The organism is Deltaproteobacteria bacterium (assembly GCA_016931625.1).
GTDB lineage: Bacteria > Myxococcota > XYA12-FULL-58-9 > XYA12-FULL-58-9 > JAFGEK01 > JAFGEK01.
Genome location: JAFGEK010000073.1, coordinates 20,910 through 41,291 on the forward strand (window position 1 = coordinate 20,910; position 20,382 = coordinate 41,291).

Here is a 20,382-nt window from a genome sequence, read left to right on the forward strand (position 1 = left end):
GACCATAGGGCCTTGAGAGAAGAGAGGTACGGTATGAACCACGATGAGCGTGGCGTAAAATCAGCTCAAAATGCTATCGCTGTTGTAGGCGTGTCGGCAATTTTGCCTGATGCGCCTGATGCGGCATCATTTTGGCAAAATATAGTTACTGGCCGCTACAGTATTACTGAAGTGCCACATAATCGTTGGAAACCAAGTGACCACTATGATCCGGATCCTAAAGTACCAGATAAAACTTATTGTAAATTAGGTGCGTTTATTCGCGATTATAAGTTTGATAGCTTAAAATATCGCATTCCACCCCCGGTTGCTGCTTTAATGGACCCGGCACAACAGTGGATGCTTGATTGTGCTCGTCAAGCTTTAATTGATTCAGGTCATCCTGACAACAAAGTTGATCCAGAACGTATTGGGGTAATTGTTGGTAATGCTCTTGGTGGTGAGCAGTATCAAGAAACTACTATGCGTATGACCTGGCCCTATATCGAGCAAGCCATGCTTGAAGCGCCAGAATTTGCATCGTTATCAGAAAGCGCTCGTAAAAATATTTTGGCAATAGCTAAGCAACGCTTTTTGTCTCATTGGCCTCCTATTAATGCCGATACCATGCCCGGTGAATTGGGCAATGTTATCGCAGGTCGTGTCACCAATGTGCTTGATTTACGCGGACCCAATTTTGCCACTGATGCCGCTTGTGCTTCTTCTTTGGCAGCACTTGATGCCGCGATTGGTATTCTTATACAAGGGCGTGCTGATGCCATGGTGCTTGGTGGTGTTGATCGCACCATGAGTCCGGCAACTTTTGTTAAATTTTCAAAAATTGGTGCCTTATCGCCAGATGGCAGCCGTCCATTTGATGTGGGTGCAAATGGCTTTGTGATGGGTGAAGGTTGCGTGGCATTAGTGCTGCGCCGTCTTGCCGATGCTGAACGCGATGGCGCTCGTATATATGGAGTTATTCGCGCAATTGGTGCTTCAAGCGACGGTAAGGGCAAAGGTATTACTGCTCCTAATCCTAAGGGTCAAGTAATAGCTATTCGTCGTGCTTATGAACAAGCAGGTATTTCTCCTGCGACAATTGGTCTGATTGAAGCACACGGGACATCTACCAAAGTTGGCGATGCGGCTGAGGCAGAATGTCTTGGCACTTTCTTTGAAGGTATGGGTTTGCCAACTCATAGTATTGCGCTCGGTTCGGTAAAATCGCAAATCGGCCATCTTAAGAGTGCAGCAGGTACAGCAGGGTTACTCAAAGCGGTATTTGCACTTCATCACAAAATTTTGCCGCCAACGATTAACGTACGCCAAACTGACCCTGATGTTCACTACGATAAATTGCCAATTTATATTAATCAAGAGGTGCAACCTTGGGAGCGCCCCAATTCTGGTGTGCGTAGAGCAGCGGTTTCGTCTTTTGGTTTTGGTGGCACTAATTTTCACGTACTGCTCGAAGAACACGTTCCCGGTATGCTTAAAGATTTAACCAAGGTACAAGTTAGCGTTCCTGGTAATGTAAAAAAAGGCAATGATGGTTTTGTTTGTTTGGGTGCAGTATCACCAACAGCATTACGCGAACGTTTGCAAGTGACAATTAATGATGCAGAGCGTGTGGCTACTGGACCATCAATAACCAACACTGATATCTGTGCTAATGAACGTATTGCTATTACATTCTCTAGTGCGTCAGAACTTGCCGATAAAGCTAAACAGGCACTGAACACCTTGGATAAAGATGACCCTCAATCATGGCGTTTTATGCGTAATCGAGGGATTTATCGTGGCCAGGGTCAAAAGCCTAAAATAGCTTTTTTATTCCCGGGGCAAGGTTCTCAGTATTTAGGTATGCTGCAAGAGCTTCGGGATAGTGAACCTGAAGTACGCGCCACATTTGATGAAGCTGATGCTACTATGGCCGAAAGTCTCAAAGGACTTTTGTCTAATTATATCTACGCCGAAAAGAGTGAAGCAGCAGATGATGCTTTACGTGATACCGCCATTTGTCAGCCAGCCATGCTCGCTGCTGATATTGGGCTTTATCGTTTGCTTGCGCGTTATGGGATCAACCCTGACTTAGTTATGGGTCATAGTCTCGGTGAGTATGCTGCCTTAGTTGCCGCTGGCATGATCACCTTTGCGAATGCAGTGCGCGCAGTGTCAGCACGTGCGCGTGAAATGTCTAATGTTAGTATTGCTGACAATGGTCGTATGGCTTCAATTTTTGCGCCGTATGAAGTTGTCGAACAAGTATTAAATGAAATCGATGGTTATGTCGTTCCAGCAAATTTTAATGGAAGCAAGCAAACGGTTATCGGTGGTGCAACTAAAGCTGTTGAAGAGGCTGTTGCCAAGTTTACTAATCAAAATATTAGAGCAGTTTTATTACCCGTTTCGCATGCATTCCATACGGAAATTGTTGCACCTGCAAGTAAACCATTAAGACAAGTGCTATCGACACTTGATTTGCAACCGCCAAAATTACCAATTATTAGCAATGTTACTGCACAACCATATCCAAAAGAAGCAGCACAACATGAAGAGCGTCTCGATTTATTAGGTCGTCAAGTTGCTTCGCCTGTGCAATTTACCCGAGGACTAAAGAGCGCATATCAGCTTGGTGTGCGTATTTTTGTTGAAGTCGGCCCTCGCAAGGTATTGGCGACATTTGTTGAAGATGTACTTGGTGATAAAGGTGACGTTATCGCACTTTGTACTAATCAACCTAAAGTTGGTCAACGAGAGTCTTTTATTCAGGCGCTTGCGGGACTTGCAGCGGCTGGTTTTGGCACATCAACGTCAACCAGTAATGATGAAACAATGGAGGTATCTAATTACGCTACTTCCATTACCAACAATTACTCAACGCAATTAGCTGCTAATCAACAACCAGCTATTGCAAATGCGAGTGATGCTATGCACTTAGAATTAGGTCGTGCGTTTGCACGTTTTCTTGAAGAAGGTACACGAATTTATCAACAGGCAGGTGGCACTGTTGCTGCAAATATTAGCAGAGCAGCTACTTCTACTGCCGCAACCGGATCAATAGTCGTTAGCGGTGCTTCATTGGGTCTGCCGGGGCGTACTCGTGAAGTATTTTCTGAAGATAATTTTGACCGCATTTTAAGAGGCGAGAGTTTTATTGAGCCGGTGCCACAAGACGTTCGTGAACGCATGGCTAAAAAGCGCATTACCCGTTTAGTCAAAGGCCGTGATGGCAGTGCTAATCTTGAAGCAATTAGTGATCCGTCAGAAGTTATTAAACTTGCTGGCCAAATGGGTCATCTTGACCTGATTAATGAATTTGGCATTGATAAAGATCGAGTTGCTGCATTTGATATTACTACCAAGCTAGCTGTTGGTGCGGCAATAACCGCTTTGCGTGATGCTGGTATTCCGCTTGTTCGACGCTATCGTCAGACCAGTCGCGGCACATATTTGCCAGAGCGTTGGGTTTTACCTGATTCACTCATGGATGAAACTGGTGTGGTATTTGCTTCAGCATGGCCAGCTGCTGAAGCTATGTTATCGGATAGTGCTAATTATTATACTGATAAGAGTTTACGCGACCGCATTAGCGATTTAATGAATATTCGTGAGCAAGTTAGCGGCGATGCTGCTCGTTTGCTTGACGAACAAATCACAGCGCTCACTGAAGAACTTGAAAAACATAACTTTACTTTTGACCGTCGCTACATTTTCCGTTCTTTAGCAATGGGTCATTCACAAGTTGCTGAGTTAATTGGCGCTCGCGGTCCTAATGTACAGGTTAATGCAGCTTGTGCATCAGCAGCAACCGCAATGAATGTAGCTACTGAATGGATCCGGAATGGGCGTTGTCGTCGTGTTATAGTAGTTTCTGCTGACGCTACTAGTACTGGTCATGTATTTGATTGGATTGGTGCTGGTATGTTGGCTACCGGAGCGGCTACTGCTGAGGCGGATGTTACTAAAGCAGCTTTACCGTTTGATCGTCGTCGTAACGGTATGATTATCGGTATGGGCGCCAGTGGTTTAATCGTTGAGGCAGAAGATGCGGTACGTGAACGTGGTATGCGTGGTATCGTTGAGATTTTAGGGATTGAACAATCAAATAGCGCCTTCCATGGCACTCGTCTTGATGTTGATCATATCAGCGCAATGATGGAACGGTTAATTACTTCAGTTGAGCAACGTTACGGAATTAACCGCGCTGATATCGCCAAAAATGGTGTATTTGTTTCGCATGAAACTTATACCCCTGCGCGTGGGGGCAGTGCCGCAGCCGAGATTCATTCAGTACGTCGTGCGTTTAAAGATCACGCTAACGAAATAATTATAGCTAACACCAAAGGTATGACCGGTCATGCCATGGGGGCTGGTGTTGAAGAAGCTGTAACAGTTAAGATACTCGAAACCGGTAATATTCCTGCGTTGCCAAACTTACGTGAACCAGATCCTGATCTTGGTCAGCTAAAATTATCAATGGGCGGGCAGCATAAAGTTCGTTACGCCGTCCGTTTTGCGGCGGGCTTTGGTTCACAATTGGTACTTAGCGTATTTCGTAAGGTTCGTGGCCCACGTCAGGCAGATAAAGCTTTATATCAACAATGGGTTGAAGCACTGTCTGGTCGTCCAGGCGCAGTTCTCGAAGTTGAGCAGAAGACTTTACGTGTACGCGATGATGGCCCACCAAAGGCGATTCCTGCTACGTCACGTTGGTCTTATGGGTTAGGACCATCTTTAAACGCCGAAGTTGAAGGTGTTGTCGGTAGTTCACCTACAATTACCCCAGCGGCATTTGTACCTACGTCAGTAGTTATGACTCCTGTGCAAACAGCTCCGGTAATAAATTCTGCGGCTTCATTATCTACTCCTGTATCTTCGGTTGCTGCACCAACAATGGCTGTTGCAGCTCCAGCTTCTACGGGTGATGCAATTGCAGATAAGTTATTAGCCGCAGTTGCTCAAAAGACAGGCTATCCAACCAGTATGCTTGCCTTAGATCTCGACCTTGAAGCAGATCTTGGCATAGATACTGTTAAGCAAGCCGAGGTTTTCTCAGAGATCCGAACAATATTTGATCTACCTCGCAGAGATGATTTACGACTTCGCGATTACCCAACCCTTGGTCATCTTGTTCGTCTTGTTAACGAGCTTCGTCCTGATTTAGTATCGGCCTCAATTTCTTCTCCAACAACATTAGCTATTACAGTACCAGAACAAACAGCTACTGTTGCAGATGCGGCTTCTGTTGGTGATGCAATAGCAGATAAGCTATTAATCGCAGTTGCTGACAAGACCGGCTATCCAACTAGTATGCTTGCCTTAGATCTCGACCTTGAAGCAGATCTTGGCATTGATACGGTTAAGCAAGCTGAGATTTTCTCAGAGATCCGAACAATATTTGATTTACCTCGCAAAGATGATTTGCGACTTAGAGATTACCCAACCCTTGGTCATCTTGTTCGTCTTGTTGGCGAGCTTCGTCCTGACCTTGCTTCTGCCCCAGCAGATTCAGTTTCTACTGCCGCGCCAACTTTAGCAACTCCGCCTGCATCACCACCGATAAGTGTAGCAGCAGTTAGTGGAGCATCAGCAAGCGATCAAGTAACAACGAAATTACTTGATATGGTTGCCGATACCACAGGTTACCCGCAAGAGATGTTGGCTTTAGATCTCGATCTTGAGGCAGATCTTGGTATTGATACAGTCAAGCAGGCTGAAATATTCAGCAAGCTACGTGAAGGTTTTGAGTTACCTAAGCGTGACGATTTAAAACTACGTGATTATCCGACCTTGGGTCATCTTGTACGTTTAATAGGTGAGTTACGACCAGAGCTTACCGCTCAAACTGCAGTAGGGAGCGCCCCAGTAGCGAGAGTATCTGCAACTCCTACAACAGCGCCGGCGTCTGCACCACAAACAAATACAACCTCTACTAGTGGTGATGAACTCACGGTAAAAATGCTATCTTTAGTGGCTTCTATTACAGGCTATCCCCAAGAGATGTTGGATTTAGACCTAGATTTAGAGGCGGATCTTGGTATTGATACAGTCAAGCAAGCAGAAATCTTCAGTAAACTGCGGGAAGAATTTGCTTTGCCACGACGCGATGATCTTAAGTTGCGTGACTACCCAACATTAGCAAAACTGCTTGAGCTAGTACGCACTTTAAAGGCTGAATCAACAACGACTACGGCAACAGTTGCAAATAATGAAGCCCAAACATCGGCTGTTGTAAAAACTGAAAAGACCAACCCACATGTTCGCCGAGTTCCTGTACCGGTTTTACGCCCTGATTTAACTTTGTGTAAGTTAACTTCAGTTAAACTTGAATCTGGTAAGCGAGTAGTTATTGCTCCAGATGAAAACGGTGTTGCTAGTAATTTGCAACAAGCATTAAGCAAACGTGGCGTTGAAGTACTGATGGTTGAGAATAAACCGGTTGAAGAACAAACCAAGGCTTGGTTAGAAGCAGGTGCCATCGACGGTATTTTTGATTTAAGTGCACTTGATCCTGAGCCTGATTTGTATACAGCGACTATCGAAGAAGTTCGCAGCTCCTTAAAAATAAGAGTTGATCGGCTATCGCGACTTTGTCGTGAGCTTTTAAGCTCTGTTGGTAAAGATGGTGGTTTTATTATCGCAGCTACTCGTTTGGGTGGTTTGCATGGCTACGGTTCACTACCAGCATTAGCTCCTGCAGGTGGCGCAATAACCGGATTCATTAAGGCAATTGGTCGAGAGCAACCACAATGCTTAGTAAAAGCAGTTGATTTTTCTGCTGATAGCGAAGCTTTGCAAATAGTAGCTACACTTATTTACGAAACTGAACGTGATCCAGAGCCAGTAGAAGTTGGTTATGCTTTTGGCGCTCGTCATGTAATCAGCTTTAATGAAGTAGCATTACCTGCAACTAGTGACATTAAACCGCTTAATAAAGATGCAGCGATTTTTGTAACGGGTGCTGCTGGTGGAATTACTGCAGCTATTGCCGCTGATATTGCTGGACGTTGTCATGGCACTTTCTATCTTACTGATATTGTTCCGGTGCCAGCTGAGAACAATCCAGATCGAGATCGACTAAAAAGTGATCGCGAAGGATTAAAGCGAGATATTTTTGAGCGACATAAAAGCACAGGTCAAAGAGTTACCCCGGCACAGATTGAATCTACACTTGCAGCTCTTGAACGCGAAAAGGCGCTTGTAGATGCAATGCAAGCTATCACTAATGCCGGTGGGCGTGTGCATTATTACTCGGCAGATTCGCGAGATTGGGCAGCAGTAAACGCTATTGTACAAGAGATTAAGAAGTCTCATAAAGGACTTGATCTTATCATTCATGCTGCTGGACTTGAACGTAGCCGTTTTCTTGCCGAAAAATCAGCCGATGAGTTCGAAAGAGTGTTTGAGGTCAAAGCTTTAGGTTTGGCTAATGTGCTGCGGGCAACTAAAGATATGCCAATCGGCGCGATGGTGTGTTTCTCTTCAGTTGCTGGGCGTTTTGGTAATGCGGCGCAGACTGACTATAGCTCAGCTAACGACTTTTTATGTAAAGCGATGTCAGGGTTAGCCATTGCTCGTCCTGAAGTAAGAGGTCTGGCCATCGACTGGACAGCCTGGGGTGACGTCGGTATGGCAACTCGTGGCAGCATTCCCGAAATGATGCGTAGGGCTGGTATTGATGTATTGCCTTTGGCAGAAGGTTTACCTGTTGTTTGGAATGAAGTTACTGCTGGCACTAAGGGCGAAGTTGTTATTGCTAAAAATTTAGGGCTTTTGGTTGCTCCACGTGATGCAACTGGTGGGATTGATCAAGAACTTATTAATGCGCGTATTGAAAGTAATAATTTGCCAATGATTGGTCATGTTGTTTCAATGCATATTTATGAGGGATTACGCATTGAAACAAACCTTGATCCCAAGAGTGAGCCGTTTTTAATTGATCATCAAATTGATGGCGTTCCGGTTCTTCCTGGGGTTATGGGGGTTGAGGGCTTTGTTGAGGTTGCCCATTTATTATTGCCTGAACATCGAGTTGAGAGCCTTGAGAATGTACGTTTTCAAGCACCACTAAAATATCATCGTCATCAATCACGACCTGGTATTTTCCGTGCAATGCTTCACTGTGAAAGTGATGATGTTGTAATTGCAGATATTACGCTTTCATCAACTCAAAGACTTGCTGATGGACAAGACCACGAGAAGCAACACTTCTGTGGTACTGTTAGAATGATACGTAGTACTACACCTCGTACACTTAAGCGTAATGGCAAACATTCTTCAGGTCGACGTCGTGGCAAAATTCAATCAGAAGATATTTATCGTATCTTCTTTCATGGTCCTTCATATCAAGTAATTGAAGGAATTGATGCAACTGAACGCGGTGCTCGTGGTCATATGCGTACACAATTGCCACCAGCATTAGCAAAGAAAGGCCACGCGACAGTCTTTTCTCCACGTGTCATTGAATTATGCTTACAGACAGCTGGTGTTTATGAAATGGGTACAAGTGGGCGTATGGCTTTACCTGCGGCAATAGATAAAATGATTACCCATGATATCCCAGGCGAGGCCGAAGAATTAACAGCAGAAATCGAACCCCGTAAGACTGATGATGGACTGTCTTTTGATGCTCGTGTTAGCGATGCAAAAGGGCGTATCTATTTTGAACTCAAAGGCTATCGTACTTCAGCCTTACCAACACCTTTGCCTGATACTTTAGTGTCACCGCTTCGTAATGCTTTCAATAAGGAAAGAGCATGATTTTTTGGCATCTGGAGGACTCTTCTCGTCAACTAGAAAATAGTGACGAGCCCCCAGCTTACTTGCTGTCAGAGGTAGAGTGTGAGTTTTTTAGGGCTTTACGCATACCTAAACGCCGTAGAGATTGGCTGTTGGGTAGAAAGACGGTAAAGTACTTATGTATTCATTATTTTTCACGGCAAGGAAAATCGTTTAAGCCAATACAAATTTCTGTAATTAATGCCGCAGATGGCGCGCCAGAGGTTTTTAATCAGGATGGTGAGCGTTTGCCAATTACAGTATCTCTTAGTCACCGTGATAGCATAGCAGTTGCAGCACTTAGTGCAGGATTAGAAGTTAAGTTGGGTATCGATCTCGAACTTTGTGAGAAGCGTCCAGATGGTTTTGCCTCTGATTTTTTTACTTTGTCTGAAGTTAGTTTAATTGAGCAAGCAAACGTAGCAGAGCGAGATCGATTAACAACTGAAGTATGGTCATTAAAAGAAGCAGCATTGAAAGCTTTGCGTGTTGGGCTTCGTGCTGACACTCGTAGTATTGAAGTTGAGCCACGATGTGAGGCTAATACTGGCTGGGGTTTAGCAAAAGTAAAAGACCGTGATGGTATTATTAATAAAGCTTTCGTGCATGATATTGGACCTTATGTAGTTTCGGTAGCATGGCTCGATAAGAGCTTTGTTGGTGCACCGATTGAGGAGCAAGAATTAGTATGAGTGAGCAATATACAGGTAAGTTCTCTCGTATCGCTATCATCAATCGCGGTGAGCCTGCGATGCGTCTTATTAGAGCTGTTCGTGATTGGAATGCATCTGGTAAAGACAAGATACAAACAATCGCGTTTTATACTGAGCCAGATCGTCAAGCTCTATATGTTCGCGAAGCCGATTATACTTATAATCTTGGCCCTGCGATGTTTGCTGATGAGAATGACTGTGATGAGAATGGCCGACCTCGCAGTAAATGCCGTTATCTTGATTATAAGAGTTTAAAAGAAGCTCTTATTGAAACAAAAGCGCAAGCTGCTTGGGTTGGATGGGGTTTTGTTGCCGAGCACGCTCAGTTTGCGCAAATGTGCCAGGATATGGGAGTTATTTTTATCGGCCCTAGTGCTGAGGCAATGCGACGCTTAGGTGATAAAATTGCTTCAAAACAACTGGCTGAAGGTGCTGGAGTTCCAGTAGCACCTTGGAGTGGTGGCAAAGTCACATCCATAAAACAAGCTCGTCAAGTAGTTGAAAAAATCGGCTATCCGCTAATGGTAAAAGCCAGTGCAGGTGGTGGCGGTCGTGGTATTCGACATGTTAAAAAACCTGATGAATTAGAATACGCCGTTGAATCCTCGATGAATGAGGCATTAAAGGCATTTGGTGATAGCACGATTTTCATCGAAGCGTGCGTGACTGGTGCTCGGCATATCGAAATACAAGTGATAGCTGATAGCTTTGGTGAAGTGTGGGCTTTAGGAACTCGTGATTGTACTGCTCAACGCTCACGCCAAAAAGTAATCGAAGAAGCACCTTCAACTGCCTTATCTGCTCGATCTGAAGCAGAATTACGTCAAGCTGCAGTGAATCTTGCAAAGGCGGCAAAATACTGCAATGCAGGTACGGTTGAGTTTTTATACGACCCGATTAAAGACGTCTCTTATTTTATGGAAATGAATACACGTCTGCAGGTCGAGCATCCGGTTACCGAAGAGACTACGGGTATAGATTTAGTCATAATGCAACTTGCAGTTGCGCAAGGTGAGCGTATTGTTGGTGAACCACCAGCAACCGTAGGTCATGCTATTGAGGTTCGTTTATGTGCTGAAGATCCTGACCGTGGTTTCGCTCCAGCACCTGGGCGAGTTTTAGGTTTTCGCCCACCACTCGGCTCAGGAGTAAGAACGGATTCTGGTGTACGTGAAGGTGACAACATACCTTTAGAATTCGATTCTATGATTCTAAAAATAATTGCTCGTGGTAGTACTCGAACTGAAGCAATTGCTCGCCTTAGAAGAGCTTTAGATGAAACGCGTGTGGTTATTGAAGGAGGCACTACTAATCGAGCATTTTTAACTCGACTTCTCGAACATCCAGAATTTATTTCTAATAATTTTGATACTCAATGGATTGATAATTTGATGCAACAAGGTGGAGTTCAAGCTGGTCCACAAGCATCAGTAGCGCTAATCGCTACAGCAATTCGCCTTCATGAGCGTCAACTTAGTGAACAAGCATTGAATTTCTTTGCAGCGGCGGCACGCGGTCGTCCAAATATGCCAGCACAAGAGCATCGTGCAATCGAATTACGTTATGACGGTGGTACTTATGAGTTTCGTGTTGCAAAACTAGGCCCGGATACTTATCGTCTTGCAATTGATAGCAACTCCATTGATGTTACCTATGAATCTGACGGGCAACATGAAGCTCGTTTATCATTCGTAACTGCTGATGGAAAATCTTGTCATCGTATTGTTAGTATGAATAGCGGTGCTGATTATCTCGTTGAAGTTGACAGCAATAGTTATCGAATTAGTGGTGATCCTGGTGGTGTAGTTCGTGCTCCTGCACCAGGTTTAGTTCTCGCAATGCATGTGGCTGAAGGCGATCACGTTGATGCAGGTGCGCGTTTACTTAGCCTTGAAGCCATGAAAATGGAAATGCCGTTAACAGCTTCTGTTTCTGGTCGTGTCAGAAAATTGTTGGTTAGCAAAAGTATGCAAGTTGGTGCCGGTGATGCTTTACTGATTCTTGAACCCGAAGGTACACAAACGACAGAAGCAAAAAAAGGCTCTCGTCTAAATTTTCCTCAACAGAATAGTGTTGATGATTTTTCTGCCGTTCTTGATGATATGCGTCGTGTGATGCTTGGCTTTGATGTTGGCAGTGTTTCTGTGGATGACCTTATTGCACGTTTTATTAAAGCACCATCATCAAATGCTACTGGTGAGGTCCGAGCAATAGCTACACAAGAATTGCTTGATTTATATTTAGATTTAGCTGGGCCCTTCTCGCGAAGATTATTAAAAGAAGCAGGTTCACTACATTTGTCTTATGGTGCATGTTTGCATTTATATTTACGCGAATTCCAAGCTGAAGGCAGCGGTTTACCTGGAGACTTTATTGCTACACTGAGAACTGCCTTAACTCATTATGGTGTTAATACACTTAATGATTCTGATAAATTGCGCGATGCTTTAGCCTGGCTTTACCGTTCACATCAAAATGCCACACGTAAAAATAAATTAGCCATCGCATTATTACAAAGATGTTTAGAAGACAGCGAATGGCGTGCATCAGCTAGTAACAATAAATTTGCCGACATGTTGCAGCGACTTGTTCGTGTTACTCGTGACCAACATCCATTAGTATATGAAGCGGCAGAACAAGCTCGATATACTTTATTTACTGGACGTGCATTAGAAAAGCGCCAGCAACGAGCATTAGCAAATCTTGATAAAGTCTTAAAAGAGCTTTTTACTAACAAGACTAATGGCATACGTAATACTTCTATTATTGAAGCGGCTTCGACACCATATACATTGGTTGATCATTTAGCACCTATGTTGACTAAGCTTGCAGCTGAAGAGCGCCAGTTGGTACTTGAAATATTACTTAGACATTTTTATCGCACGCGTAAGATTGCTGACGTATTCACTTTGAATATTTCAGAGCGCCCTCAGGTTATGGTGTCATTTGACGATAATATTAAGCAATCTGCACTTATGGCATATACTGATATCGATGAACTTAAAAATGCGCTTTCTGCTATTGAGGCAGCTGTTAACCAAATGCCGCAAGATGCATGCTTAGATGTTAACTTAGTTGTTAGTGTTGATAAAACAATAAATATAGATAGTGGCAATATTATTAATACGTATTTAGCTGAACTGAAAATTGATAAGCGTCTTAATGCTATTTGTTTTATTCTTGCTAACGATACAACAGTGCAGCCATATACATATCAGTTAGTGAATAATAGCTGGTGCGAGAACGAAATTCTTCGGGGTATTTATCCTACAGTTGCTGAACGTATAGAACTTTGGCGTTTAAAAAATTTCAAACTTACTCGTATACCTACAGTATTACAAGACCTTTACCTGTTTCATGCAATAGCTCATGAGAATGAACGTGATGAGCGGTTGTTTGCAATAGCCGAGCTGCGCGAGATACATCCAGTTCGTGATCCAATAGGTAAATTAATTACCGCTCCTGAAGTTGAACATGTTATTCAAGCGGCATTTCAAGCTATTCGTGAGCAGCAAGCACGCCGCGATGCCAAAAGGCGGCTACATTGGAATCGCGTCACTATATTTATGAGGCAGTCACTATTGGCACGTCGCGAAGAATTGCTAAGAATGGCTGAACGATTACATGTATCCGCCGAGGGTCTTGGACTTGAAAAAGTTGTATTGCGTATGAGTTTACAAGAACATCCAGAGCACGTGCCGCATGACACTATAGTATCATTTACCAACCCTACTGGTCATAAAGTAGATATGAATCTTAGTGAACCACATCGACAGCCATTGAGGGTTCTAGACGATTATTCTTTGCGTGTAGTTAGGGCAAGGCAACGTCGTCTTACTTATGCTTATGAAATTGTTAAAATGCTTGCTCCTGATGAGGCAACTATCGATTTACCTGCAGGCAAGTTTGAAGAATTTGATTTAGGTGATAATGGTGATCAACACCATCTTATTTCAGTAGCGGGTAGACCATTCGGTCGTAATATCGCCAATGTTGTTGTAGGGCTCGTAAGAAACTACACTAGTAAATATAGTGAAGGGATGACTCGCGTTCTAATAGTTGGTGATGGTACCCGCGACATGGGTGCGTTAGGTGAGCCAGAATGTCGCCGCATTATAGCATCTCTCGATTTAGCAGAAAAAATGGGATTACCTTTAGAGTGGTTCCCAGTTTCTTCTGGTGCCAAAATAGCTATGGATAGTGGTACAGAAAATTTAGATTGGACTGCTGCAGTACTGCGTCGAATCATCGAGTTTACTCAAAATGGTGGTGAAATAAATATTATTGTTGATGGTATTAACGTTGGTGCTCAATCTTACTGGAATGCCGAAGCTACAATGCTCATGCATACACATGGATGCTTAATTATGACTCCGCGTGGCAGTATGCTTCTTACCGGCAAACGAGCTCTTGATTATTCTGGCGGAGTATCAGCAGAAGACAACCTTGGTATTGGTGGATTTGAACGTATTATGGGGCCAAATGGACAAGCGCAATATCATGCTAATGATTTACGCGATGCTTGTCGTATACTTATGCGTTATTATGAGCATACATATATCGCCCCAGGTGAGAAACATCCACGTAAAAGAATAACAAGTGATACCCCAACTCGTGATGTTACCATAGAGAAATACTTAGGGCCTGAGACTTTTGAAAAAGTCGGTGATGTGTTAACCGATTCAGGTAATCCAGGACGTCATAAACCTTTTGATATTCGTGCAATTATGCGTTCAGTAGCTGATCAAGACGCTTTACCTCTTGAGCGTTGGTCAGCTATGCGCGATGGTGAAATGGCTGTTACCTGGGATACGCATTTGGGTGGATGGCCCATCTCATTAATAGGTATTGAGAGTAAATCATTGCCTCGTCTCGGTTGGGCGCCATCTGATGGACCAACTACATGGTCGGGCGGTACTCTTTTTCCTATAGCTTCGAAAAAGGTTGCTCGCGCCATTAACAGTGCTTCAAACAATAGACCAGTTGTTGTCTTAGCTAATCTATCAGGCTTTGACGGTTCTCCTGAATCGATGCGGTTATTACAGCTTGAATATGGTGCTGAAATAGGTCGAGCGGTAGTGAACTTCCGTGGTCCATTGGTATTCTGTGTTATTGCGCGCTATCATGGCGGTGCATATGTTGTGTTTTCAAAACGCTTAAATCCTGAACTTAGTTCACTTGCAATTGAGGGTTCATATGCATCTGTTATCGGTGGTCCTGCCGCTGCCGCAGTTGTCTTTCCGGATTCAGCTAGGACACTAGCTTTGAAAGATGAAGAAATTATAGCTCTTGATAAAAAAGTTAAACAAAGCGGTGATCCAAAACTCAAACGCGAATATCAAGAACTATATACTAAGATTTTAGCTGAAAAAACCCAAGTAGTAGCCAAAGAATTTGACAAGGTACATTCTGTACAACGAGCTCTTTCAGTGGGATCGCTCGATCGTATTTTAAGAGCGGATTCAATTAGACCTGCTTTGATTGAAACAATAGAACAAGAGTTAACTAAATCTACCGCGACCATAAAAAATGCTTATCTGCTAATGCAATAGCAGATCGAAATGGGGTGAAAGCCGTTTTTTGAGATTAGGATAGACTAAACTTTACTAAGGTTTGAAGCAGATGAGCGAAATGGACTCTCAAAATATTAATTCGCGTGATGTCTGGCAAGGGCGCATGCTAAAAGTCAGTATCGATACAGTTTCTCTACCAAATGGCAATAGTGTTGATCTTGAAATTATTCGTCATCCAGGTGCAGCTGCAATATTACCAATAGATGATCAAAATCGTGTCGTTTTAGTTCGTCAAGTACGACATGCTACGGGTGGGTGGTTACTCGAAATACCGGCAGGAAAACTCGATGATAAAGAAGAGCCTGAAACATGTGCTAGGCGTGAATTACGTGAAGAGACGGGTTTAGTGGCTGGCAAACTTACACCTATGGGGGTTATTTGGACTACACCTGGCTTCACTGATGAACGTATTTGGCTTTTTCTTGCAACAGAATTATCTGAAGTGAAACAGTCTTTGGATGTAGATGAAGTTTTAACTATTGAACGTTATGAGTTCGATGATGCTTTAACGATGGCAATAAATGGAGAAATAGAAGATAGTAAATCAATTTGTGCCTTATTGCGTGCTCGCCATTATCTTTAAAAAATTTAAGTCTTGGCGGTATAAAAAATAATACTGAACTAAATTAACACATTAGGGACGAGTAAGATGAAGAAAATTTTTGTAAGACTTGCCATCGGGTTTACCACTTTTTGGTTGGTTGTTTTTGTAATAGTAATTATCGCTTTATTGATGCATGAGACCGTAAAAAGTGACAGTATATTAAAGATTACGTTAGCAGGGCCACTAACTGAACAAAAAACGCCAAGACTAGCAGCTTTGTTTGATGAACAGCACTCTTTCAGCATACGTGAAATTATAGAGAGTATAAAATCAGCTGCCAATGATTCACGTATAAAAGGTCTAGTGCTTGAAGTTCAACAGAGCACAGGTAGTGTTGCTTCACTAAATGAAATAGAAGAAGCTATGGCTTATTTTCGCGAAAGCGGAAAATGGAACGCCGCCTTCATTGAAACTGCGGGAGAGTTGTCATCTGGTGATGCAATTCTTGCTCTAGCTGCGACTGCAAATGAGATCTATTTAGCGCCTAGTGGTCAAATTAACTTAACTGGTTTGCGTTTGGTGGTGCCATTTTTCAAAGGTACATTAAAAAAATTAGAAATTGAGCCTTATGTTGCTAAACGCTATCAATATAAAAACGCTCCTGATACCTTTACTGAAAATAGTTTTTCAATAGCTCATAAAGAATCAATAAAAACTCTCACCGATGACTTAGAATCAACAGTTGCTGAACATTTAGCAAAACGGCGTAAAGTAACAACCGAAGTAATTGCAAAATGGCAAGAAGCTAGCCCAATAAATTCAAAAGAAGCACATGAAAAGGGGTTGGTTGATCACTTGGCCTATTGGAATACTGTTGCTACAATAGCCCAAAAAAAAGCTGGCCGTGATGATTGTTTCGTATCGTTATCCAATTATATCAATGCTCATACGTTACATAAAAATGGAAGAAAAATTGCACTAATTGTTGGTAGCGGTGAAATACATCGCGGCAATAGTTCATCACTATTAAATGGTGGGCCAGATATTGGCTGTGCAACAATGGTTAAAGCATTTAGTAATGCTCGTCAGCAAAATGTTGCTGGTATTTTATTTAGAATTAATAGTCCGGGGGGCTCATATGTGGCAAGTGATATTATTCGTCATGAAATTGAGTTGTGTCATGCTCAAAAAATTCCCGTAGTAGTTTCAATGGGAACTTATGCAGCATCTGGAGGATATCTTGCTACATTAGGTGCAGATCATGTAGTTGCAACACCAGGAACGATTACAGGTAGTATAGGGGTTTATGCCATGTCGTTTGCAACTCGACGTTTTTGGCAAAATCTATTAGGTGTAACCTTTGATGTTTATGCAACAAATCCTAATGCAGTAGACCTGTGGTTTCTTGACCCGCCAAATAAACGAGAACGCATGGCTCTCGATAGAGATCTCGATCGTATCTACCAAGATTTTATCGTTAAGACAGCTACTGCACGTAAAAAATCCTCAGATGAGATAGATGCCATTGCTAAAGGTAAAATATGGTCAGGCAAATCAGCGGTCGCCAATGGCCTTGTTGATGAATTAGGAGGTATAGAGGTTGCATTAAATCGTTTGAAATCATTAGCAAAAATTAAAGATACAGATGATGTCAATATAATTGAATTACCTATTGACGATGGACCTTTTGCTATGCTGCAGCAACTGACAAGCAAAGCTAGTTATTTCAGTAATATCAGATCATCAAAACTACGTCAGGCGATTAATACCGCTGCTCGTTGGTCAAATTCAGACAACGAAAGTTTGCTTATGTTGCCAAAAGGATTTAGCGTTCGGTTCTAATTTGAGTTATTATTCTGTTCTCTTAATTCTTTTTTAACTTAAGGAGGGGTTAATGATGACTCGCAAATTAATCGTGGTTTCATTCTCATTAGCGTTAGCGCTTTGTCTCCCAACTTTAGTAAAAGCTAATGCATCTGGAGTAGGATTAGGTGTTGCTATCGGTGGAGCTTATTCAGGAACAGAGGTGAGCCGCGCAAATGTAAGAGAGTCTGTAGGTGTTAGGCCGGCCTGGGGGTTTTTCGTAGATATTCCACTGCTACAAACATTTTATATTTCGCCAGCAGCAATGCTTTATACTTTCGAAGATATTAATGGTGATGGGAAAGATGATGCTGTTACTGATGTTGATATAAATTTTAAATTCATTGTCCCAGTTGGTACTTTACATTTTGGTGCAGGAGTTACAGCGGGATTAACCTCTGGTGTGCAAGATAGCTATGCCTATCATTATGGTGCTTTAGGATTTGCTTCTGTTAATTTAGTGGCTAATCTTGATGTGTTTTTTCTTGCGCAATACAAACACTTAGTGCTTGAAGATATTACAGATATTGAAGATTGGCATGGATTTGTAGGCGGTATGTTTCATTTTTAGAAATTTACCTATATTGATAAAACAAACGAAGATATCATAGAAATCTATGGCAATGGTAACAATCTCCTATGCGAAAATTAAGAATTATAATCTGCATATTAATTAGTTTAAAATGTGCAATATCATGCGCCACCGTTTCAATTTATTCACAACCAACCAGCGTTTTTTTTAATCAAAAGCAAAGAGATCTTATTTTGCTTGAGAGATTTGATGCCGCATTAGCTCGTTTTGTAGATAATGCACATAGACGACCTGAATTATTTTCAGTTAATCGCAGTAAATTATACTCGCTTGCCGAAAAGCAAGAATTATTGACTACTTGGTCTGAATTATTTGCATATTTCTCATCTATTGAACAAATTAGAAGACGGTATATAAACTTTTTGATTTTAAGTCCTGATGACCCACGTTTTGCTTGGGGCTTTTTGCTCACTCATGCAGCGCTTGCATCTGAGTTAGCACATGGTTTGGTTTTTGCAGACATTATTTTAGACAATCGACAAATTGAAACACTTTTTGATGAGCGTAATGACGAGCTTGGATTGCCATTAAACTCATTTGCCGCTTTTAAATTGCAAACAATACATGTAGCCACAACATCGCAGTTTTATGCTGGTATGATGTGGATGAAAATTGCTCATAAAGAGCTGCAAAAACAACAAGCATTTACTTCAGATATTGTGACTCGTTTATGGGATACAGCGACAGTTAATACTGAAGTTGCAGGCAATAGTTTAAAACAAAAAGGAATTAAACTATACACGGGCAATGCTCTTGATATTTTAAAAGAACAAACAGCTAAAGTTGTTTTTCCGATGCAAAAGTCATTTGCAACTTGGGCCGGAGATACTCGTGTAGCTCGTGATGGACAGCCACTAATTCAACAAAAATTACGTGAAGCTTTAATAAAAAAGTTAAGACCCGGAGACATTATTGTCACCAGACAAAATTGGTTTTTATCAAATATTGGCTTACCGGGTTTTTGGCCACATGCAGAATTATATATTGGCACACCAGCAGATCTGAAGGCCTATTTTGATTCTGATCCAGAATTCAAAGCTTGGTTAGAAATTCAACCAGAGGATGTAAGAAGTTTTACCGATTTACTTGAAAGAAGGTTTAACCAAAAGTGGAGTGTCTATGCAAATGGTAAAGACTTTCAAGGGCATCAGCCGATTCGGATAATTGAGGCGATCAGTGAAGGGGTAAGTTTTACTGCCACAGAACATGCATTTGGTGTTGATTATCTTGGCGCAATGCGACCAAAGTTATCCCGCTTAGCCAAAGCTAAAGCCATTATTCGTGCTTTTGCTTTTGTAGGCCGACCATATGATTTTGATTTTGACTTTTTTTCAGACAATACTTTGGTATGCACTGAACTCGTATATAAATCATATCAACCAACTGGTTTGAGCATTCCTTTAGTTAATATCGCTGGTCGACGAACATTACCAGCCAATGAAATAGTTAAATTTTATGCAAATCAAGCAACAAACAAACTACATCAACTTGATTTTGTTGCATTTATCGATGGAAGAGAGAATCAGGGCGATGCAGTTTTCTCAGATGAAATAAGTTTTCGTGATTCATATAAAAGACCTAAATGGGACATTGTACAAAAATGAATAGGCTATTGATCGATTAATGAAATAGCATCTCTAATAGCAACTGATTTTTTTCGTTATTTTAAAAATAGTCTCTAAACGAATATTATTGTATTTATTATTTATTAAAAAAAGGCGCAAAAATAATTATGATATCAACTACAGATTCATCTGCTTTTGAACTTTGGTCTATGCATTTTTGGTATGATCCAATTAATGATGTCGTTATGATGACTTTTAATAATTGTGTAATTAGATCTGCCGAAGATGCTATTGATTTTATGAAAGTAGTATTTATCCAAATCCAGCGTCACAAAACCCCAACAGATGTACTAATCCCCGACTTTGACGCTTGTAAAAATAAAGTTGTTTAAAATCAAGGCAATAGAGACTTAGAGGCATTTTGTGTCACTACATTTTCATCTTTTATCGTACGCAAGACTTTGGGCGGTAGTTTGAGCCCAATCGCTGAAAACAACGTAACCAGTGTTTTAAGGGGTAGTAGCAATAAATGCTATCATCAAGTAAACAGTGGTTGTTTCCAACCACTGCTCCTTTTACAGAACCTTTACGTGCGCAATTTACGCATCCGGCTCTTTAAGTTTGTGAATTCCATCAGGACGTTGTTCGATTGTCAAGTCGAGCAATTCTGTCGTATACAGGGGTATAGGAAGCGGTTGAAACCGTAGCCGTTGCCGAAACTGCTCCCAAGTATATGACCGTTTCTGGCTACGTCGGTTAAACCATTTGAATA

Annotated in this window: 8 protein-coding genes; all 8 read left to right on the forward strand. The window is 42.0% G+C overall.

The features are described 5' to 3' along the window. Positions 1–33: 33 nt before the first annotated feature. The 8 genes from JW841_06570 to JW841_06605 all read left to right on the forward strand — a co-directional run bounded on the left by JW841_06570 (position 34) and on the right by JW841_06605 (position 20,002). Positions 34–8,742 carry an SDR family NAD(P)-dependent oxidoreductase gene (locus tag JW841_06570; GenBank protein ID MBN1960591.1) on the forward strand — a complete coding sequence of 2,903 codons (8,709 nt, stop codon included), beginning with the start codon at positions 34–36 and terminating at the stop codon, positions 8,740–8,742. Next, a complete protein-coding gene (locus JW841_06575) occupies positions 8,739–9,452 on the forward strand; it encodes a 4'-phosphopantetheinyl transferase superfamily protein (GenBank protein MBN1960592.1) in 714 nt (237 codons plus the stop codon). Before JW841_06570 ends, JW841_06575 begins: the two co-directional genes overlap by 4 nt. Next, positions 9,449–15,025 (forward strand): ATP-grasp domain-containing protein, encoded by a 5,577-nt coding sequence (locus JW841_06580; protein MBN1960593.1) that lies wholly within the window; start codon positions 9,449–9,451, stop codon positions 15,023–15,025. The genes JW841_06575 and JW841_06580 overlap by 4 nt, the downstream gene beginning before the upstream one ends. Before the next feature lie 79 nt (positions 15,026–15,104). Further along, positions 15,105–15,629 (forward strand): NUDIX hydrolase, encoded by a 525-nt coding sequence (locus JW841_06585; GenBank protein ID MBN1960594.1) that lies wholly within the window; start codon positions 15,105–15,107, stop codon positions 15,627–15,629. A 66-nt stretch (positions 15,630–15,695) separates the two neighbouring features. Continuing rightward, positions 15,696–17,432: a S49 family peptidase gene (locus JW841_06590; GenBank protein ID MBN1960595.1), complete on the forward strand. Its 1,737-nt coding sequence runs from the start codon at positions 15,696–15,698 to the stop codon at positions 17,430–17,432. A 52-nt stretch (positions 17,433–17,484) separates the two neighbouring features. Beyond that, entirely contained in the window at positions 17,485–18,024 is a 540-nt protein-coding gene (locus JW841_06595; GenBank protein MBN1960596.1) for a hypothetical protein, read from the forward strand. Between the two features lie 194 nt (positions 18,025–18,218). After that, a complete protein-coding gene (locus JW841_06600) occupies positions 18,219–19,649 on the forward strand; it encodes a protein tyrosine phosphatase (GenBank protein ID MBN1960597.1) in 1,431 nt (476 codons plus the stop codon). Positions 19,650–19,777: 128 nt separating this feature from the next. Continuing rightward, positions 19,778–20,002 carry a hypothetical protein gene (locus JW841_06605; GenBank protein MBN1960598.1) on the forward strand — a complete coding sequence of 75 codons (225 nt, stop codon included), beginning with the start codon at positions 19,778–19,780 and terminating at the stop codon, positions 20,000–20,002. Positions 20,003–20,382: the final 380 nt, after the last annotated feature.

Bases quoted from the DNA above. Each gene is read 5' to 3' on its own strand.
- JW841_06595 (MBN1960596.1), top strand. From the start codon at position 17,485: ATGATGACTCGCAAATTAATCGTGGTTTCATTCTCATTAGCGTTAGCG.
- JW841_06605 (MBN1960598.1), top strand. From the start codon at position 19,778: ATGATATCAACTACAGATTCATCTGCTTTTGAACTTTGGTCTATGCAT.
- JW841_06585 (MBN1960594.1), top strand. From the start codon at position 15,105: ATGGACTCTCAAAATATTAATTCGCGTGATGTCTGGCAAGGGCGCATG.
- JW841_06590 (MBN1960595.1), top strand. From the start codon at position 15,696: ATGAAGAAAATTTTTGTAAGACTTGCCATCGGGTTTACCACTTTTTGG.
- JW841_06570 (MBN1960591.1), top strand. From the start codon at position 34: ATGAACCACGATGAGCGTGGCGTAAAATCAGCTCAAAATGCTATCGCT.
- JW841_06580 (MBN1960593.1), top strand. From the start codon at position 9,449: ATGAGTGAGCAATATACAGGTAAGTTCTCTCGTATCGCTATCATCAAT.
- JW841_06575 (MBN1960592.1), top strand. From the start codon at position 8,739: ATGATTTTTTGGCATCTGGAGGACTCTTCTCGTCAACTAGAAAATAGT.